The 17,403-nt window shown below is 41.7% G+C and carries 10 protein-coding genes; 3 read left to right on the top strand and 7 right to left on the bottom strand.

What is annotated here, in order from left to right; all coding sequences use genetic code 11:
- Window positions 1-382 precede the first annotated feature (382 nt).
- The 3 genes from pepT (at window position 383) to B3297_RS13900 (ending at window position 5,609) form a co-directional block, all read left to right on the top strand.
- Window positions 383-1,645, top strand: coding sequence for a peptidase T (gene pepT / locus B3297_RS13890; RefSeq protein ID WP_112375015.1), 1,263 nt, complete (start codon window positions 383-385; stop codon window positions 1,643-1,645).
- Between the two features lie 17 nt (window positions 1,646-1,662).
- Window positions 1,663-2,226, top strand: a complete 564-nt coding sequence (locus tag B3297_RS13895; protein ID WP_236560304.1) for a nitroreductase family protein — start codon at window positions 1,663-1,665, stop codon at window positions 2,224-2,226.
- Window positions 2,227-2,435: 209 nt separating this feature from the next.
- Window positions 2,436-5,609, top strand: a complete 3,174-nt coding sequence (locus B3297_RS13900) for a TonB-dependent receptor (protein ID WP_204990864.1) — start codon at window positions 2,436-2,438, stop codon at window positions 5,607-5,609.
- Between the two features lie 72 nt (window positions 5,610-5,681).
- Here the strand turns inward: B3297_RS13900 and B3297_RS13905 are convergent, their stop codons facing one another.
- The 7 genes from B3297_RS13905 to B3297_RS13935 all read right to left on the bottom strand — a co-directional run bounded on the left by B3297_RS13905 (window position 5,682) and on the right by B3297_RS13935 (window position 17,369).
- Window positions 5,682-6,389, bottom strand: a complete 708-nt coding sequence (locus B3297_RS13905) for a hypothetical protein (protein WP_070570288.1) — start codon at window positions 6,387-6,389, stop codon at window positions 5,682-5,684.
- Window positions 6,379-6,927 carry an RNA polymerase sigma factor gene (locus tag B3297_RS13910; RefSeq protein WP_070570290.1) on the bottom strand — a complete coding sequence of 183 codons (549 nt, stop codon included), beginning with the start codon at window positions 6,925-6,927 and terminating at the stop codon, window positions 6,379-6,381. The genes B3297_RS13905 and B3297_RS13910 overlap by 11 nt, the downstream gene beginning before the upstream one ends.
- A 143-nt stretch (window positions 6,928-7,070) precedes the next feature.
- Entirely contained in the window at window positions 7,071-9,668 is a 2,598-nt protein-coding gene (locus B3297_RS13915; protein ID WP_070570292.1) for a TonB-dependent receptor, read from the bottom strand.
- A 771-nt stretch (window positions 9,669-10,439) separates the two neighbouring features.
- On the bottom strand, window positions 10,440-11,696 hold the full coding sequence (locus B3297_RS13920; RefSeq protein ID WP_286779043.1) for a YeiH family protein: 1,257 nt from the start codon (window positions 11,694-11,696) through the stop codon (window positions 10,440-10,442).
- A gap of 121 nt (window positions 11,697-11,817) precedes the next feature.
- A complete protein-coding gene (locus tag B3297_RS13925; protein ID WP_286769132.1) occupies window positions 11,818-13,599 on the bottom strand; it encodes an acyl-CoA dehydrogenase family protein in 1,782 nt (593 codons plus the stop codon).
- Window positions 13,600-13,733: 134 nt separating this feature from the next.
- The gene (locus B3297_RS13930; protein WP_070570298.1) at window positions 13,734-14,909 is read right to left on the bottom strand and encodes an acetyl-CoA C-acyltransferase; all 1,176 of its coding nucleotides are present in this window, start codon (window positions 14,907-14,909) and stop codon (window positions 13,734-13,736) included.
- Between the two features lie 30 nt (window positions 14,910-14,939).
- Complete coding sequence (locus tag B3297_RS13935) at window positions 14,940-17,369, bottom strand: 3-hydroxyacyl-CoA dehydrogenase/enoyl-CoA hydratase family protein (RefSeq protein ID WP_286779044.1); 2,430 nt, start codon at window positions 17,367-17,369, stop codon at window positions 14,940-14,942.
- Between the last annotated feature and the right edge of the window lie 34 nt (window positions 17,370-17,403).

Genomic DNA, 17,403 nt, shown 5'->3' on the forward strand with positions numbered 1-17,403 from the left:
TATCTGAAATTGTCTGGTCTTATTGGCCAGGAAGAACCTTCAGTTTGCTTTCATTGCTGTTGGTGTTTGCGAAGTCATGAAGGTTTTAATTGATGCAGGACCCTCATGATTTCTTTTTTCCTATCCATGGATAAACCAAACAGCTCAAAAGATCTCCAGCACAATGCTATCTAGCGATACATTTTCTTTAGCGGTACATTCTCTTTAGCGAAAATTAGGATTCTATCCGCTCCGATCCCTTTCTGTTATTGCCCATTTGTTACAATAGCGTCAAACGCATGTATGAAGGGTAAATTGTTTGTAAATGCAACCAAATTAAATTGCAAATAAAAAGCAATTTATCTAAGTTTGACCACCCTTATCACATTAGGGCTATTAAAAAATGAGCACATTTGAGATCAACAACATAAGTGATTTTTCGGTATCCGAAAGATTTCAACGCTATGTACAGATTGACACACAATCTGATGCAAATTCACCAACATGTCCTTCTACAGAAAAGCAAAAGAACCTAGGAAAGTTACTTGTAACGGAGTTGCTGGCATTGGGTATTTCAGACGCGGCAATGGATGAAAATGGATATATTTACGCAACTATTCCATCCAATACCACAAAGCAAGTTCCCGTTATCTGTTTCTGTTCTCATATGGATACATCTCCGGACTCTTCTGGAAAAGATGTAAAACCACTGGTTCATGCTAACTATCAGGGCCAGGATCTTGTGCTTCCTGATGACAATAGTATTATCATCAAATATGCCGAACATCCCGATCTAGCCAATCAAATTGGCCATGATATCATTACAGCGAGTGGCACTACTTTACTCGGTGCAGATGACAAAGCAGGTGTGGCCGAAATCATGGATGCTGCCCGTTTATTAATGAAACATCCTGAAATCAAACATGGTGATATCAAAATTCTTTTTACGCCAGATGAGGAGATTGGCAGAGGGGTTGATAAAGCAGATTTAAAACGTTTAGCAGCAGATTTCGCTTATACCATGGATGGTGAAAGAGCCGGAACCATCGAAGATGAAACATTTTCCGCAGATGGAGCTACATTAACTATTCATGGCGTATCGGTGCATCCAGGTTTTGCTAAAGGGAAGATGCAAAGCGCCATCAAAATCGCCAGTGCAATAATTGAGGCGCTACCGAAAGATAGGCTTTCACCTGAAAGCACCAACAAAAAAGACGGTTTCGTACATCCTGTTCATATCAGTGGATCTGTGGAAAAAGCAGAAATTCAATTTATCGTACGTGATCACGTTACGGCCAATCTCAAGAAACATGAAGATGAACTGGAAGGTATAGCAAAATCAATCGTGGAGCAATATCCAAACTGTACTTATACTTTTGTTGTAAAAGAACAATATCGTAATATGAAAGAAGTGCTGGATCAGCATCCTGAAATTATGGAAATCGGGATGGAAGCCATCAATCGAGCAGGAATGGTAGCCGAAAGAAGAAGTATCCGTGGTGGAACAGATGGCTCCCGTCTTTCGTTTATGGGGCTGCCTTGTCCAAATATTTTTGCCGGAGGGCATGCTTTCCATGGAAAACAAGAGTGGGTAGCTGTACAAGATATGGAAAAAGCCGTCAAAACAATTTTGCATGTTGTATCTTTATGGGAAGAAAAAGCATAAAGGAAAAATAAATTATAATGAAAAACGACGTATTAAAGGCAATACACTACAGAAGATCAGTATTTCAAGCTTCCTTTACTGAAGAAGAAGTCAGTAAAGAAGATATCTTGAGTATCTTGGAAGCGGCCAATGCTGCTCCAACACATAAAAGGACACAACCTTGGCGTTTTGTCATCTTCCGCAAAGAGGGATTGGAACGTTTGGGCACGGAGTTATCACGTATTTACAAATCGGTAACACCAGCAGAGAAGTACACTGAGGCAACAGAAATAACAATGGGCAAAAAAGCAACACAGTCAAACGTTGCGATCGCTATTGTTGTCAATTATACAGGTGAAGTTCCCGAATGGGAAGAATTGGCCTGTACAGCTGCAGCAGTTGAAAACATGTGGTTAGCTGCACACTCGCTAAACATTGGTGGATACTGGGCGACTCCCGGTTTAATCAATCATTTGGGTGGTTTCTTAAATCTCGAAGAAAATCAAAAATGTATTGGTCTATTCTACTTAGGACACCATCAATCTGAGGCACGCGAACCTATCCGCACACCAATTGCAGATAAAATTCGTTGGGAAGAATAAATCTTCTCAACTTTATAATAAACAGCGAGCGGCTTAGAGGTATCTGAGCCGCTCGCTGTTTATAGGTTAATTAATTATGCATGACGGACCATCAAAACCCATTTTTATTAAATATTTCATAATGAGATCTTAACCATTTAACAATCTTGCAGAGATAATTTCGCAACATACTTGTGACAGACGCTAATCAACTAAAAAGTGAAATTATTATGCAAAGAAACATCGTTTGGTTAATGGTATTAACCATTATTACATTTTTCCAAATTCCAACCAACAGTTGGGCTCAGGGTACCGAAGCGACGATTACAGGTCGGATCATAGACAACAATGGGCCTGTAAAAGGAACATCTGTATCGGTAAGGAATGAATCAACAGGATTTAAACAAACGACACTGACCAACCAAAATGGTGTCTATACCTTTCAGCAATTACCTTTGGGTTCGCCATACAGCATCACAATCAACCACGTTGGCTATGCAGAACAAAAAAAGACCGACTATAAATTGAGCTATGGTGACGAACTCAATGTGGATTTCACCTTATCGTCAGCTGAAAATAAATTGGATGAAGTTATCGTTCAAGGCACTGCGGCTGACCTAAAAAACAAGATCAAGACATTGGGTGCATCTACCGCCATTACGGCCAATGACCTCAAAAAAATGCCTGTAAATGGACGTAATTTTTCCTCTCTGATTGATTTATCGCCTGTCAGCAGTGGTACAAATCTAGCTGGACAGCGCGCTTCATCGACCAATTTTACGGTAGACGGAATGAATTCGCGCAGCACAGTGGCCGGTGGAAATAGCGGCGGAGCTTATTCAATCTCCATGGAAGCCATTCGAGAGTTCAAAGTAGTGACCAATGACTACGATGTCACATTCGGTCGCAGCGGAGGGGGCAGCATTACCACCGTAACCAAATCCGGTACAAATACGTTAACTGGAAGTGCATTTACTTTTGCCCGGGCAGGTTGGCTTTCGAGTAAGTACAACCTCAATGGAACAGCCCGAAAACAAAAATTCTCCACCTATCAATATGGATTCTCACTTGGAGGTCCAATCATAAAAGACAAAGCTCACTTCTTTGTAACTTGGGACCGTCAGATGGACACCCGTCCTCTTCAGATCGCAGACATTCAAACAACGGAGGACATTGCACGGTACAAAGTAACGCAGGCTACATTAGATGAGTTTACCCGCATTGCTGTAGGTAAATATGGTGCAAGTGCCGATCGCCTGTTTGGTTCCTTTGACAAGAAGAAAAAGACCGACGCGGCCTTCGCCCGCATTGATTGGCAATTGAACGATAAAAACTTATTGACTATTCGGAACAACTTTGTCTACGACATGGACAATCAACAAGAGGGAGACAATACAGGCATCAATGCTTTTGAATCCTACACCAACAGAAGGTATATTAACAACAGCCTCATGGCCTCCTTGCGCACGTCGATCAGTTCCAAATTGACCAACGATTTGAAGGTGCAACATTTTTATGAGCGTTCTGAAGCACAGCACAATGTAGCTGGATTTGATCAGTCACACAGTATTCCACGTGCGATCGTTGAATCTGTTCAATCGGTGGACGGCACAAATAAATATACCAATTCAATACAGCTTGGTGGTCAGCGTTATGCACCAGAATGGTTCAACGGAAATATGTTACAACTGGTCAACAACCTCTATTATAACACAGATAAAATCAAATATACCTTCGGTGCAGATGTCATGTATACGAACATGGATTTCCGCTACGGCAGCGAAATGAATGGTCGTTTCTATTTTACTGGTCTACAAAATTTCGATAACCTGACTCCTTATCGCTATGCCCGTGATGTATATATGACTGACAAAGAAAACACCTTGGTCAACAATCTAGCTGTAGGTCTCTATGGACAGATGGAAGCTAAAATCGCTAGGGGTCTTGATGTTGTCGGCGGCCTACGTCTGGACAATACGAAATACCTAAAGAAGGCTACATTCAACCAAACAGTCTATGACGAACTGGGCCTTTCAACCGATAATGGTATCAACACTTTTCAGATACAACCCCGCGTGCAGTTCAACTGGGATATCAATGAAGAAAAGAAAAATATAATCCGTTTTGGCGCTGGTATATTCGGTTCGGCCCTCAACCCCTATTCTATGTTAAACAATATGTTGTTTGATGGCTCACGCATTGCCGGTGTAGATATTACTGACCCTACTTTAATTCCCAAACCAAATTTTGCAGGATATCGCCAAGACCCCGATACAGCTCCAGGGCGCGAACTGCTGGACAACCCGAAGATCGAAAAACTTGTTACCATCAATACCAATAGCAAGGATGTAAAAGTGCCAACTGTATATAAAGCGAATATTTCCATCAATCACTTTTTCACACCTTCGCTACGCATCGGTTTAAGCGCTTACGGAACCTGGGGGCGCAACAATTATATGTATGTAGATCGCAATATGGTGGAGGATCCTTACTTTAGGCTGACCGCCGAAGGTAACCGTGGGGTGTATGTTCCGGCATCAAGCATCAATACGACAAATGGTGCCGCCAACTGGACCAATAGCCGTAAAACAAAACAAATAGGCCGCGTACTGGAAATGAACAGTGAAGGAAAAAACAATTCTTATACGGTTGTGCTGGACGGAACTTATCGTTATTATAAAGACGGGCAGATAACCGTATCTTACACCTGGAACGACACAAAAGACAATACCTCCTACAACGGCAACGTCGCAAATTCCGCTACCCTTTCGCTGATGGTGAAAGATGATCCACGCGACTTGAGTACGATGACGTATTCGGACAATCAATTCCGCCATAAAGTTGTTTTTTATGGTACTATGCCATCGCTATGGGGTGTATCTATGGGTTTACGTTTTAGCGGAATTGCAGGAACGCGCTATTCCCTAGCGGTTAACGGGAATGTTAATGGTGATTTTGTAAATTCCAACGATCTTGCCTTCGTTTACAACCCCAGCAATAAAAACACACCCGATTACATCAAATCGGGCATTCAAGCCATTTTGGATGATCCAAAGGCAGAACAGAGCATTAAAAAATACATCAATGGTAACCTCGACCGCATCGCCGAAAGAAACGGCGGCATCAACGGTTTTTACGGCGTATTTGACTTACATTTGGCTAAAAATCTAAAAGTTTACAAGAAACATGGCATTGAAGCTTCGATAGACATTTTCAATGTAGCCAACCTATTGAAAAAAACTTGGGGTGTAGGACACAATCTGGGTAAGCAAAATCTATATGCCATCAAAAGCTTTGATGCAACCAGTCAACAATATATTTATAATATGAGTTCTGGTGTGGGAGTATCCAATTTAAATGGTAATCCTTATCAAGTACAATTAGGCCTGAGATATGCATTTTAAGTAATTCAGACTATATAAAAAAGCAGCGAGCCATTTCCTATGAAAGAAATGGCTCGCTGCTTTTTATCACTATTATTTTTTTTCGATTCCAAAACAATGCGGCGGTTTAATTACAATTACTTGTGCCGAGTTCCGTTCCTCTTTGACGGGGAACACAATTTTCAGACGCCCTTTTGTTCCCTGCCATTTTGGCCCAAACTGCAAAAGTCGAACCGCTTCATCAACGAGCGACTGATCTGGTTGTCCTTCAGCACTGATATGAGTAGGCACTCCATTTTTGTCGATTGTAAAATTGACAATAATTTCGCCTCCTCTTACAGATGTAACGGACTTCTGATTGAGGTACTGTTCAAAAATTTTCCATCCTTCACGCGGCGTTGCATCACCTCCATCCAACAATGGTTCAACAGACACCTTATTTTCAGGCTCGCTCAACTCTACATCCGTTGTACGCTCCGCTTTACCGCTAAAATGTTTAAAATAGAGCAAGGCCAATAAAGTCACAAAAAGTACCCCTGCGGTAGCACCTATCGCCAGACGCTGCCAAGTGAAATATTGGGCATGTCTTGTCGCAACTGTATCTTCTACACGACGATTGAGACGTTGCTGCAATAGACTCAATTGTCGGGCATCCACACCATTTTGTAATCGATAACCATCGATAGCATCTTGTAAAAAGGGATCTTCCAATGCTTCTCGTTCCAGTTGAAACATGTCCTCCTTAGTCATCAAACCATGGATGTAATTATGAATCCGTGATAATTGATAATTATTTTCCATTTTCTTTCCTTTCCATACAGATTTTTAGATTGCGCTTTCCATTTTGAATAGCACTCTTGACCTTATTCAAGTCATATCCGGTCAAATCTGCAATATCTTTATAACATTTTTGCTCGAGATAGAATAAACGTACACATTCTTGTTGTTCGTGGTTTAAAGTCTGCATACATCCCTCCAGTTTCTCAAAGTCTTTTTCTTCCCATTTGACTTCACTGGTATCATTTAACTTTTGTTCACTTTCGAACAAATTGTCTTCAATATCAACCTGTGTTGTCCGCTTATCTTTACGTAACTGCATCAGGCAATAATTTTTGCTGTAAACGTGTAACCAGCTCTTAAAATTATCGACTTCATATTGCCGAAGCTTCGTGATAAGTTCTTCAAATATCTGCATCACAGCATCCTGACTACGGTCGGGGTCTTGTAAGTATTTAAAGCACACACCATAAAGCAAGGACATATAGGGCGAATATAGTTTCCCCAGCGTAGACAAGTCACCGCTTGTTTTATAGTGTTGTAAAAGCTCTTTTTCGTTCATGCGCAAATCATTCACCTTAATGATGATTTAAGATACAAATTTCCATATATAAAAAAAGGAGCTATTGAAAATTAGCGCAAAACAAAAACCGTCCCCATAACGAAATGGAGACGGTCGATAAAAATATAATATGAATTACGGATTTAATTTCCTTGTTTCCAATTGTATCGCAGTGTAACACCGTAAGTCCGCGGATCGGCAACTACTCCTGCATACTGTCCATAGCTTCCAGGTGCTGCCAGCAATTGTTCGTAATAATCTTTATTGGTTAGATTTCTACTCCAAACAAACACCGAAATACCATTCGATCCCCTGAATCCTAGCCGAGCGTTCAATACCGAATAGGCATCAATGTTTAGGTACTGTGATGGTGAGGAACTGGATGAGAATTTAGACCGGTGAAATAGGTCTGCGCCCAAAAAGTAAGATCCATTAATTCCGATCAGCTTCCCACTTTTATTCGCTTCGCCGCCCAAGGACCAGGACCATTTGGAAACACCAGGAAGGACGCCACCAGAGATATCTTTAAAAGCTTGCGCTCCGCCAACCTCTTCTAAGGGAACAGGTGCGTTGGTAAATTTAACATATTTGGCATCAGTATAGGCCAATGCTCCATTCAATCGGAGAAAATGTCCGATGTTGATATTTCCATCCAATTCAATACCCTTTACACGTACCTTTTCGGCATTGGCCAGATAACCACGGTTTACCCCAGGCTCGGGTGTCTGCACTTGCGTTTGATAGTCTTTGATATCCGTTTGGTAGACGGTCAGATTGAGGAGTGAATTGCGTGTTGGATTTGTCTTCACACCAATTTCCTTATGACGGACAGCCTCAGGTTTTACTTCGGCGAGATCCAGCAACACCGCTCCATTGGCTGTGGGCAATCCGCCGACGTTGATACCGACAGGTTTATAACTGATTGAATACGTTGCGTAAGCATTTATCTTCGGATTGAAGCGATATCTTGCGGAGAGTTGACCAGAGAAATTGTCTGCATCCGCATTGACATCAAAAGTCTGATTGGTATATACACCGTTCTTTAAGGCAAGCAGGGCGGGATCTGAGGTCTGCAAACCACCATAGGTCTGTCTATCGTAGTTAGCCACCTTTTTATCGTAGTTGTAGCGCAGCCCTGGGAGGATATGTAATTTTGGCGTTACAGCCCAATCAATCTGTGTATAGGCTGCCAAGCTTGTGCTTTTAATCCCGTAAACGGTCTTGATTCCAAAATTATCAAATAATCCCGGTGTCTGCCACAAAGCACTGGTAGAGCTTTTTTGAAAACGCCAAAAGGCAGATCCTGTTTCTTCGGTATGTACAGGGTCTGTGCCCAGATCCTGCCAAAGACCAAATAAACCAACAACCCCGCTGACCTTTTCACTGATTTTACCAGAGTATCTGAACTCCTGTGACCACTGGTTATGGACGGAATTACCTGCTGAAACGGTGTATACCGGAAGTCCTAAATAATCGCGGTCATTGAGCGGAACCCATGTCCATGTCCGCCACGCAGAAGTTGAGGTCAGTGTCCCTTCTCCAATCTTGATATCGGCATTCAATGCGACCCCACCCAATTTATTATCAGCTTTAGATTGAGTATCCAAATCTATCTTACGTTCGAAAGCACTTTTATAGGGCAACTCGTAGCCAAGATCTTTAATAATTGCATCAAATTGTCTGTAGTCCGCACGCTGTGTTTTTACAACTCCGGCAACCGCCCAGCCATAACCGTCCGGTTTTTGTGATGACACGTCCCCAGAAAGTACGAGTTTGATATTTTCGGTTGGGGTAAACAGCAATTGCCCTCTAAAGCCCAGGTTGTTGATATCATTGATCTTCCTATTGGTATGTACATTAAACAAGTTTCCATCCCGCTGTGTACCAGAGAAAGAAGCTCTCGCAGCCAAGTTTTTGGCCAATGGTCCTGAGATTGAAGTCTTCGCCTGAATAAACCCCTGGTTTCCATAGCTGACTTCCACATTGGCCTCGGGTGTAAATTGAGGCAGACGTGAGGTGATATTGAAAGCTCCCGCGGTTGTATTTTTTCCAAAGAGGGTACCCTGTGGTCCCCGTAGTACTTCAATCTGATCAATATCAATGAAGTCTAGCCAAGTTGCGGCAGGACGAGCAATATATACGCCATCAAGATAAAACCCAACACCAGGATCAATCCCATCATTGGTGAGGCCATAGGTGGAACCAAGTCCGCGTATGTTAAGTGTTGTATTACGTGCGTTCGATGCATACAACTGAACAGTTGGCACCAGTTCTTTCAACCGGTTAACATTAAAAGCACCTGCATCTTCTAATGCTGCTCCACGAATAATTGATACGGGAATAGGCACGTCCTGCAATTGCTCTTTACGGCGACGTGCGGTGACGACCACTTGATCCAAAGCTTCCAATCGTGGCGTAAGTTCAATCACGGCCGGAGAATGATCTACCACGATGTGACGAGTTTGATAACCGACGATGGATACGATCAATGAAAATGGTAATTTTTGTCCAGTTACAAACTGAAAAACTCCTTTACTGTCTGTTTTTACTTGGTGCGTAACAGCTTCCAGCTGAACCGTTACCCCCTGTAATGGTTCTTTTGTTACGGCGTCAATTACGGTACCTGTTAATGAGGCATTTATAATAGGTTTAGGATTTTCTACTTGCGCATAGCTGTGGTAAGAACCCGTTAAAAGCAAGCTAAAAACGACGCTAATTCGAAAAATAGCATTTTTTTTCATAAATTTATTCAGTTTAATGGTGAATCTAAAACAAGTGCCAACGCCAATCGATACTTGCTTCATTGTTAAAACTTTGTAAAAGGGAAGCCTCGGCTTCCCTTTTCTAATATAAGAGAGTGTAAGAGAGAAATTTTAACAACACATTCGTTTCTTGTCACTTTTTAGGGTAACAACAGATCCTTCTACCGAAGCAACCAATAAACTTGTTTTTGGAGAGTAATTTTGTTTCATTCTTTTTATCTTGTTATTTTCTTTTATTTCCTGCTGCATAAACGAATCAGTATATGCACTTATCAGGCGGCAATTTCAAACAACTTTCATCACATTTCTTTGTTATAAAATCAATTTCATGGCTAGTTCGATTCATAATCAAGTCAGTCCTTTTTGCTCGCCTTCCTATTTACCTGTAAATCAGATAACGATACAAATATATAAATATTTTTTAAAAGACTACTAATTTGATAGATTTAATGATATTTTTTTTCAAAAAGCCATTAAACCTTAATTTTAAGACACTTAAAGCAAATAAAAAGCGGCTCAAATTTCTTTCAGCATGAAAAAAATCGCGAAGGCAACCATCCTAATCACCAACTACCCAGCGAAAATCAAGAAGCAAGCGATTGTATAAAAAACGAAGATCTGTGCTACGAATCAGAAAAAAATTCACGCATAAACCCTTGATGAAAAAGCATAAAAAAGGCCGTCCTAGTTAGACGGCCATCTTTACAGTCATATTTTAACGATCTATTTCACCTTGAAACACTTACCGTCTTAGCGAAATAGCACCAGAGCAATCAATAAGGTAATAATAACATTAAAAGTCTGGGCAATCAGAAAAGCATATAGCGGTTTCTTATTGTCTTGAGCAAAAAGATCCTTAAAGTTCGTTTCCAAACCAATGGATGTAAATGCCAAGGTAAACCAGAGGCCCTGTAAGTTTTTCAAACTTCCTTTGACGGCGTCGATCTTCTCAGGGGAGATAACGAATGAAAAGAGCAACGATGCAAACACAAATCCCAGCACAAACTTCGGGAAACGCTCCCATATAATTTTCAATGTCGGTTTATCGCGCTTGGTTTCATCATCAACAGATTTAGCGTAGGTCCAATAAATACTAATGGCAAAAGCAGCCAGCCCCAACAATACATTTTGGGAAAATTTCACAATGGTACTGATCTTCAACGCTTCTTCACCGACCAAGGAGCCAGAAGCTACTACAGCTCCGGTTGTATCAATACTTCCTCCAAGCCAAGCTCCGGTAACTTCTTGCGACAAGCCCATCCACTCCGCCATATAGGGCATGAAAATCATCATTGGAATTGCTGTAATCAGGACCAACGAAATCACATAGGAAAGTTTTTTGCTATCGCCTTTGATGGCTCCAGATGTTGCTATTGCGGCGGAGACGCCACAAATAGAAACCGCACTCGACAGCATCAGGGACATTTCCTTGTCAATCTTTAGCTTTTTACAGATCCAAAACGCGAAGTACCAAACAGACAGCACAACGGCCAGTGCTTGAATAAGCCCCAAAGATCCCGCTTTGAGAATATCTCCGAAAATCACTGTCGTTCCGAGCAAAATTAAGCCTATCTTGACATACAGTTCCGTACTGAGTGCCTCTTTAAACCAATTGGGCAGTTTAAAGCAATTGCTGATAATTAAACCGATAATCAAACTAAAAATCACAGCTTCGAGATTATATTCTTTCACCGTTGCGTTGCCTGCCAAAATCAGGGCAAATACCGTAAGGATAAATACAGTCGGAAATACAACTAATAAATATTTTACAGATTTTCCCAAAAGAAACGCGCCTAATATCGCCGTAACGAATACAAAAATAAACTGCTCAAAAAGCTTCAGTAAATTGGTCGGGTCGAATATCGTTGAGACGAGTTCGGCAGAATTACTCCACGAAAAACTAGGTACCGGCGCAACAATTCCTGAGAGAGCAAGAAATATGGTAGCAATCCCCAAAATGACGACTACCCAGTCTTCTGTAAATGCAAATGATTTTGAAGATGTCATAGAATGGTTAGGGTTTAAAGGTTAAATTTAACATAATTACCGTTACTTTCTAGTATTGTAACACAAAAATGGCCGAAGATTTCTCTCCGGCCATCAACCAAAACCAATAATCTATTATCAATCAAAAACAATATTTATTCTCATCGATCAATTTTTTTGCGATTCGCTGACGTGCATCTTTCACATTAAATGGCTGTGCTTTTGTGAATCTGCGCAAACCAACTAACATCATATTCAGTTCGTCGCCTTCGCCAAAAGAATATAATGCTTCTTTGCCAGCAGCGCTAACTTTATCAATAGCACCATACAGGTAAATTTTAGCCATATCTTTCGCATAGTCTGCTTTAGCTGATCCTGTATGCAGCAATTTTTCCGCACGCAACAAGACTGACTCAGTGATATAAACATACCCGATAATATCTGCAATGTTCATGAGGATTTCCTCCTCTTTGGAAAGAGACATCATCAATTTTTGCACAGCTGCTCCGGCAATCAATAGGCCTGCTTTTTTAAGGTTTGCCACAATTTTCTTTTCTGCAGCAAAAGGTGCGTCGTCCTCTTCACCAAAATCTGGAATAGCTAGAAGCTCTCCGGCTACAGCTTGCGCTGGTCCCATCAGATCCAATTCACCTTTCATGGCCCGTTTTAACAACATGTCAACCACAAGTAATCGATTCACTTCATTGGTACCTTCAAAAATCCTGTTGATCCGTGAGTCCCGATAAGCGCGTTCCATCGGCGCATCTGCAGAATAGCCCATTCCACCATAGATTTGCACGCCCTCATCAACCACATAATCTAACATCTCCGAACACCATACCTTGATGATAGCACACTCAATTGCGAACTGCTCCACAGACTTCAATTTTGCTTTCGCTTCATCCATACCACCAGCGATCAATGCATCATAGGCATCATCGATATTTTGACCCGCGCGATATGACGCAGATTCCACAGCAAACAAACGTGTTGCCATTTCAGCGAGCTTATAACGAATGGCACCAAATTTAGAAATCGGCAGATTAAACTGCACACGTTCATTGGCATACTGCACCGCATGATTAATCACCATACGTGCCGAACCAATTGTGGCAGCGCCCAGTTTTATACGTCCAATATTCAGGATATTTACAGCAATCTTAAATCCGTTTTCACGATCAGAAAGCATATTTTCTATGGGCACAGCACAGTCATTAAAAAAGATTTGACGTGTTGACGACCCTTTGATGCCTAATTTATGTTCTTCTGGATTCATCGTGATACCACCAAAATCCTTTTCGACAATAAATGCCGTCAGATTTTTATCATCATCGATTTTTGCAAATACGATAAAGATATCTGCAAAACCACCATTTGTAATCCACATTTTTTGACCATTGATCAAATAATGTGTTCCTTCAGCATTTAATTTTGCTGAGGTACGTCCAGAATTTGCATCCGATCCGGCATTGGGCTCTGTCAAACAATATGAAGCTTTCCATTCACCGGTAGCAAGCTTTGGAATATATTTCGCCTTTTGGGCATCATTACCATAATACAAAATAGGCAGTGTTCCGATTCCCGTATGAGCAGACAATGCGACAGCAAAAGAAAACCCACCACCTACCGCATCTGCAACAAGCATAGACGTGTTAAAATTTTTGCCGAAACCACCATATTCTTCGGGAATAGAAACTCCCAGCATCCCGAGTTCACCGGCCTTATCCATCAAACTAGGCATAAGCCCCTCTTCTTGTGCATCTATACGATCAAGTTTGTTCAATACCTCCGTATCCAAGAAATCCAAGCAAGTTTGACGAATCATTTTGGCTTCTTCATCAAATTCTTCCGGAATAAAAACTGCTGTATAGGGCGTCTCCCTAATCACGAACTCTCCGCCTTTAATTGCTTTATTTTCGCTCATTGTCTTTTTAGATTTGTATGGGCAGCAAAATCTTGCTATGCGACGAATGCTGTCCACAATGTTGTTAAATACTTCTATTCACTATGAGATCAGAGATCCATATTTTAATTATATCACTGTTTTTAAAGACCTATTTAGTCCAATAACTCAAAAATACCAGCTGCTCCTTGGCCAGTTCCAACACACATCGTCACCATGCCGTATTTTTTGCCTCTACGCTTTAACTCATTTAGGACCTGGACTGTCAATTTCGCGCCTGTACAACCAAGTGGATGCCCTAATGCTATGGCACCACCATTGACATTCACTTTCTCTTCGTCTAATCCGAGTTCGCGAATAACGGCTAACGATTGAGACGCGAAAGCTTCATTCAGTTCAAATAGATCAATATCTTCTTTTTTAAGCCCAGCTTTCGCCAAGGCCTTTGGAATAGCGTAGATAGGCCCTATGCCCATAATGCGCGGTGGAACACCTGCCACAGCAAAACTAACAAGCTTTGCAATTGGTTTAACACCAAGTTCTTTCACTTTTGCTTCAGACATCACCAAGACAAATGCTGCTCCATCAGAAGTTTGTGAGGAATTCCCCGCCGTTACTGAACCATTCGCTGCAAAGACTGGTTTTAGTTTCCCTAAAGCCTCCAGGGAAGTATCAGCCCGAGGACCTTCATCTGTATCAACAACATATTCGCGCGTTGCAATCTTACCGTCTTTCAGGTAATTTTCTTTTACAGTAATAGGCACAATCCCATCTTTCAAATGACCGTTTTGAATAGCTGCAACTGCCTTTTGATTTGATTTAAGTGCAAAAGCATCCTGATCTTCGCGTGAAACATTGTAATCTTTGGCTACGGCTTCGGCAGTCAATCCCATTCCCCAATACCAGTCAGGATGCTCTTTTGCCACAACAGGATTAGGCACAATCTTCCAACCTCCAAAAGGCATTCCGGACATCACCTCTACACCACCGGCAATGATAACATCTGCCATCCCAGTCTTAATCTTTGCTACCGCGGTTGCAATGGTTTCTAGGCCTGATGCGCAGTACCGGTTAACGGTTACACCCGGGACCTTATCCGTGTCCAATCCCATCAGTGAAATGAAACGGGCCATATTGAGTCCCTGCTCCGCTTCCGGCATGGCATTCCCAACAATGACATCATCTATATCTTCTTTATTTAAATTCGGCACAGTGGATACAAGATGTTTAATAACATCCGTGGCTAAATCATCGGCCCGCATAAAGCGAAATACTCCCCGGGGCGCTTTGCCTACTGCTGTACGAAATCCTGCTACTATATATGCTTCCATTATTTTTAATTTTTTCGTGAGTAGTGAGTTCTAGTTCCGTAAAGGCTTACCCTTGGTCAACATAAATTGAATTCTTTCAAGCGTTTTGCGTTCAGCACAAAGCTCAAGGAATGTTTTACGTTCAAGATCCAGTAAATACTGTTCAGACACTTCCGTCGGTGACGATAAATTTCCACCACACATTACCCAGCCTAGTTTCTCTGAGATCTTACGATCATAATCAGAGATGTAATTGCCTTCACGCATTGATGAAGCGCCCACATAAACGATTCCTAATCCTTGATTTCCCAAAACTTTGATATCATTGCGAGGAGCAGGCTGAACATAACCCTCATCTGCCAATTCTAATGCCTTTGCCTTGGCATCCGCCAGAAGACGGGCACGATTCATGGTGATTGCAAATTTATCTTTCTGCAAATAGCCGAGCTCATAGGCTTCATAGGCAGAAGTCGAAACTTTTGCCTGACCAATAGTCAGGAATTTATCTTTTAACGTATTTTGGACAATTTGATCATCTTTAAATTCCTCCGAGGCACGTAGCGTAAATTCTTTGGTTCCGCCACCACCAGGAATAACACCAACCCCCAGTTCAACCAAGCCCATATAGGTTTCGGCGTGAGCCTGCACAAAATCGGCATGCATGGAGAATTCACAGCCCCCACCAAGCGTCATTTGAAATGGCGCAACGACTACAGGTATTGACGAATAGCGTAAGCGCATGGATGTATTTTGAAATGCACGAACGGCCATATTCAATTCATCAAAATCCTGTTCGACGGCCATCATGAAAATCATTCCGATATTCGCTCCAGCAGAAAAGTTTTTTCCATCATTGGACACCACTAAACCGCGATACTCTTTTTCAGCAAGGTCAATGGCTTTATTCAATCCCTGGATAACATCCCCACCAATGGTATTCATCTTGGTATGAAATTCACAATTAATGATACCATCGCCCAGATCAATAATAGAAACACCCGTATTTTTCCAGATTGTCTTACTTTCCCGGATGTGATCCAATACGATCAGATCTTCGGTACCGGGAATAGCTTTATACGATTTGGTCGCAATATCATAATAGTGACGTACACCATTTTCTATTTTATAGAATGATTCACATCCGGCTTCCAACATCTCGTGTATCCAGGTAGCAACCTCTCCATCCTGACCCGGAAGTCGTTTTTCTTCGGTCTTAATTTTAGCTAAAGTCTCGCGAACACCTAGCGCATCCCATACTTCAAATGGTCCTAACTCCCAACCAAATCCAGCACGCATGGCATCATCGATCCGGAAGAAGTCATCTGTAATTTCGGGAACACGGCGGGATACATATTCAAACAATGGATAATGCATGGCACGGAAGAGTTCCGCCGCTTTATCGCTCCCTTGTTCATATACTTTCATCCGCTTGCGGATATCCTCCACAGGCTTGGTAGCTTCCAAGGTAGTGGATTTCACTTTTTGCTGTGAACCAAATTCCAGTGTTTTTAGATTTAAAGATAAAATCTCCGAATTACCATCGGCAGCTTTTACTTTTTCATAAAACCCTTTCTTGGTTTTCTCACCCAACCATTTATTCTCGACCATCTTGCTGATGAATGCAGGAAGCTGGAAAACGCCTTTGGCTTCATCTTCTGGGGCATTCTGCGCCAGTCCATTGGCAACATTCACCAAAGTATCAAGTCCTACCACATCGGCTGTACGAAAAGTCGCCGATTTGGGATGCCCCATTGCAGGACCGGTATATTTGTCGACCTCCTCAACGGTCAATCCAAGAGGTTCCACTAAATGAGTAACCGCCAACATCGAATAAACACCGATACGATTACCAATAAACGCCGGAGTGTCTTTACATAACACAACCGATTTACCCAGCATTTTGTCACCAAAGTGAAGTATAAAGTCAACAACCTCTGGCTTGGTATGCGGTGTTGGAATAACTTCCAATAAAGGGAGATAGCGCGGCGGATTGAAGAAGTGTGTGCCGCAGAAATGATCTATAAAATCTTCACTTCGCCCTTCTGTCATTAAATGAATAGGGATACCAGAAGTATTGGAAGTAATCAATGTCCCAGGTTTTCGAAATTGCTCAACACGCTCAAAAACAGATTTTTTAACATCGAGCCGCTCAACGACAACCTCGATAATCCAATCCACAGAAGCAATGTCTTTTAGATTATCGTCAAAATTCCCTGTTTTGATACGTCTTACAAATGACTTGCTATAAATTGGCGAAGGGTTTGTTTTTAAAGCCGTTTCTAAGGAGCTGTTGACAATTCGGTCCCGAACGATCTTACTCTCCAAAGTTAAGCCTTTGGCTTGTTCTGCCGGAAGCAGTTCGCGCGGAACAATATCCAACAGTAAAACTTCAACACCAATGTTAGCAAAATGACAAGCAATTCGCGAGCCCATAACACCCGATCCGAGAACTGCCACTTTTCTAATATTTCTGTTCATCATAACATATTTATCATGCACTTCTGTACATTTGGTT

This window comes from Sphingobacterium sp. UBA3519 (assembly GCF_002377215.1).
Classification (GTDB): domain Bacteria; phylum Bacteroidota; class Bacteroidia; order Sphingobacteriales; family Sphingobacteriaceae; genus Sphingobacterium; species Sphingobacterium multivorum.

What these genes read in the sequence shown, in the direction of transcription:
- B3297_RS13930 (WP_070570298.1), bottom strand. Translation starts at nt 14,909, where the DNA reads ATGGAAGCATATATAGTAGCAGGATTTCGTACAGCAGTAGGCAAAGCG.
- B3297_RS13895 (WP_236560304.1), top strand. Translation starts at nt 1,663, where the DNA reads ATGAAAAACGACGTATTAAAGGCAATACACTACAGAAGATCAGTATTT.
- B3297_RS13920 (WP_286779043.1), bottom strand. Translation starts at nt 11,696, where the DNA reads ATGACATCTTCAAAATCATTTGCATTTACAGAAGACTGGGTAGTCGTC.
- B3297_RS13905 (WP_070570288.1), bottom strand. Translation starts at nt 6,389, where the DNA reads ATGGAAAATAATTATCAATTATCACGGATTCATAATTACATCCATGGT.
- B3297_RS13915 (WP_070570292.1), bottom strand. Translation starts at nt 9,668, where the DNA reads ATGAAAAAAAATGCTATTTTTCGAATTAGCGTCGTTTTTAGCTTGCTT.
- B3297_RS13910 (WP_070570290.1), bottom strand. Translation starts at nt 6,927, where the DNA reads ATGAACGAAAAAGAGCTTTTACAACACTATAAAACAAGCGGTGACTTG.
- B3297_RS13925 (WP_286769132.1), bottom strand. Translation starts at nt 13,599, where the DNA reads ATGAGCGAAAATAAAGCAATTAAAGGCGGAGAGTTCGTGATTAGGGAG.
- B3297_RS13935 (WP_286779044.1), bottom strand. Translation starts at nt 17,369, where the DNA reads ATGATGAACAGAAATATTAGAAAAGTGGCAGTTCTCGGATCGGGTGTT.
- pepT (WP_112375015.1), top strand. Translation starts at nt 383, where the DNA reads ATGAGCACATTTGAGATCAACAACATAAGTGATTTTTCGGTATCCGAA.
- B3297_RS13900 (WP_204990864.1), top strand. Translation starts at nt 2,436, where the DNA reads ATGCAAAGAAACATCGTTTGGTTAATGGTATTAACCATTATTACATTT.